The sequence below is a fragment of the Shimia sp. SK013 genome (genome assembly GCF_001292625.1).
Lineage (GTDB): Bacteria > Pseudomonadota > Alphaproteobacteria > Rhodobacterales > Rhodobacteraceae > Shimia.
Genome location: NZ_LAJH01000024.1, coordinates 1 through 1,172, shown reverse-complemented (window position 1 = coordinate 1,172; position 1,172 = coordinate 1). Strand labels below are relative to the sequence as shown.

The 1,172-nt window shown below is 54.8% G+C and carries 1 protein-coding gene; it reads right to left on the bottom strand.

The window, feature by feature from the left end:
- A partial coding sequence (tuf, locus tag SHIM_RS17560; protein ID WP_054003997.1) for an elongation factor Tu occupies window positions 1–1,172 on the bottom strand: 1,172 nt, incomplete at its 3' end.

Genomic DNA, 1,172 nt, shown 5'->3' with positions numbered 1-1,172 from the left:
TCAACAATTTTGGACACAACGCCGGAACCAACAGTGCGGCCGCCTTCGCGGATCGCAAAGCGCAGGCCCTGCTCCATGGCGATCGGTGCGATCAGCTCAACGTTGAACTTCAGGTTGTCACCAGGCATCACCATTTCGGTGCCAGCTGGCAGAACAACAGTGCCGGTCACGTCAGTTGTACGGAAGTAAAACTGTGGACGGTAGTTCGCGAAGAACGGCGTGTGACGGCCACCTTCATCCTTGGTCAGGATATAGGCTTCTGCTTCGAACTTGGTGTGTGGGTTCACAGAACCAGGCGCACAAAGAACCTGACCACGCTCAACCGACTCACGATCAACACCACGCAGCAAGGCGCCGATGTTGTCGCCAGCTTCACCGCGATCCAGCAGCTTGCGGAACATTTCAACACCAGTACAGGTTGTTGTTGTCGTGTCTTTGATGCCAACGATTTCGATGTTGTCGCCAACATTGATCACGCCACGCTCAACACGGCCAGTTACAACAGTACCGCGACCAGAGATCGAGAACACGTCTTCGATTGGCATCAGGAACGGCTCATCAACAGCACGTGGTGGCTGTGGGATGAACGAGTCAACAGCAGCCATCAGCTCAGCAATCTTGTCTTTGCCGATGTTGTCATCGCGGTCTTCCAGAGCGGCCAGAGCCGAACCAGCGATCACAGGAATGTCGTCGCCGTTGTAACCGTATTCGGTCAACAGTTCACGGATTTCCATTTCAACCAGCTCAAGCAGTTCTTCATCGTCGACCTGGTCAACTTTGTTCATGAAGACAACCATTTCAGGGATGCCAACCTGGCGGCCCAGCAGGATGTGCTCGCGGGTCTGCGGCATCGGGCCATCAGCTGCGTTCACAACCAGGATCGCGCCGTCCATCTGCGCCGCACCGGTGATCATGTTTTTCACATAGTCAGCGTGGCCGGGGCAGTCGACGTGGGCGTAGTGACGGTTGTCAGTCTCATATTCAACGTGGGCTGTCGAAATGGTGATACCACGCGCTTTTTCTTCGGGCGCGCCGTCAATTTCGTCATACGCTTTGAAGTCACCAAACTGTTTGGTGATCGCAGCGGTCAGCGTCGTTTTACCGTGGTCAACGTGACCAATGGTGCCGATGTTGCAGTGCGGTTTACTGCGCTCAAACTTTTCCTTAGCCAT